This is a genomic window from Moorena sp. SIO4A1 (genome assembly GCF_010672065.1).
GTDB lineage: Bacteria > Cyanobacteriota > Cyanobacteriia > Cyanobacteriales > Coleofasciculaceae > Moorena.
This window is the reverse complement of the sequence record NZ_JAAHHX010000971.1, coordinates 1-1,125: the sequence shown is the minus strand read 5'-3', so window position 1 is coordinate 1,125 and position 1,125 is coordinate 1. Positions and strand designations below refer to the sequence as shown.

General features: G+C 50.7%; 1 protein-coding gene. It reads left to right on the top strand.

The genetic code is table 11. The features are described 5' to 3' along the window. The coding region (locus F6K53_RS44540; RefSeq protein ID WP_293087406.1) for a WD40 repeat domain-containing protein at nt 1-739 on the top strand (739 nt) is incomplete at its 5' end. Nucleotides 740-1,125 lie beyond the last annotated feature (386 nt).

Sequence of the window (1,125 nt, the reverse complement as noted above, 5' to 3'; positions counted from 1 at the left end):
CTTCAGCCCGGATGGACAGAGGCTGGCCACGGCTTCATTAGACAACACCGCCAGAATTTGGGACAACCAGGGCAATCAAGTAGCCTTGCTCAGAGGGCATCAGCAGGAGGTATCAAGTGTAGCCTTCAGCCCGGATGGACAGAGGCTGGCCACTGCTTCATACGACGGCACTGCCAGAATTTGGGACAACCAGGGCAATGAAATCGCCGTGCTCACCGGGCATCAGAACTTGGTAAATAGTGTAGCCTTCAGCCCGGATGGACAGAGGCTGGCCACTGCTTCATGGGACAACACCGCCAGAATTTGGGACAACCAGGGCAATGAAATCGCCGTGCTCAGCGGGCATCAGGACAGGGTAGATAGTGTAGCCTTCAGCCCTTCTGGACAGAGATTGGCCACAGCTTCAGATGACAACACTGCCAGAATTTGGGACAACAAGGGCAATCCATTAGCCGTATTCACTGGGCATCAGCACAGGGTAGATAGTATAGCCTTCAGCCCGGATGGACAGAGGCTGGCCACTGCTTCATACGACGGCACTGCCAGAATTTGGAAGGTTGAAAGTTTAGGTGAGCTGCTAGCTAGGGGTTGTGACTTGCTGGAAGATTATTTTGTTAGGAATCCTGGAGCTAAAGAGAAGTTAACAGTATGTCAGGAAGAGGGAATAGGGAACAGGGAACAGGGAATAGGTTCACAGGCAATAGGCATGCTAGCAATAGCTTCACAGGTTCAATGTTGAGGTTCAGAGGTTCAATGTTGAGGTTCAGAGGTTCAACAACGGTATTCAAATCCTCACTGTTGAGGCAATGAGGCTCAACCACGGTATTCAAATCATCGACGGAGAGGCTCAGAGGTTCGTGAACGGTATTCAAATCATCAACGTTGAGGCTCAGAGGTTCGTGAACGGTATTCAAATACTCACGGTCGAGGCTCTGAGGTTCGTTCACGAGGCAATGAGGCTCAACCACGGTATTCAAATACTCACGGTCGAAGTCCAGATACTCGTCCACGAGTCTCTGAGACTGGTCCACGAGACTCAAATACTCGTCCACGATATTCAAATACTCGTCCACGAGTCTCTGAGACTGGTCCACGAGACTCAAATACTCGTCCACGATATTCAAA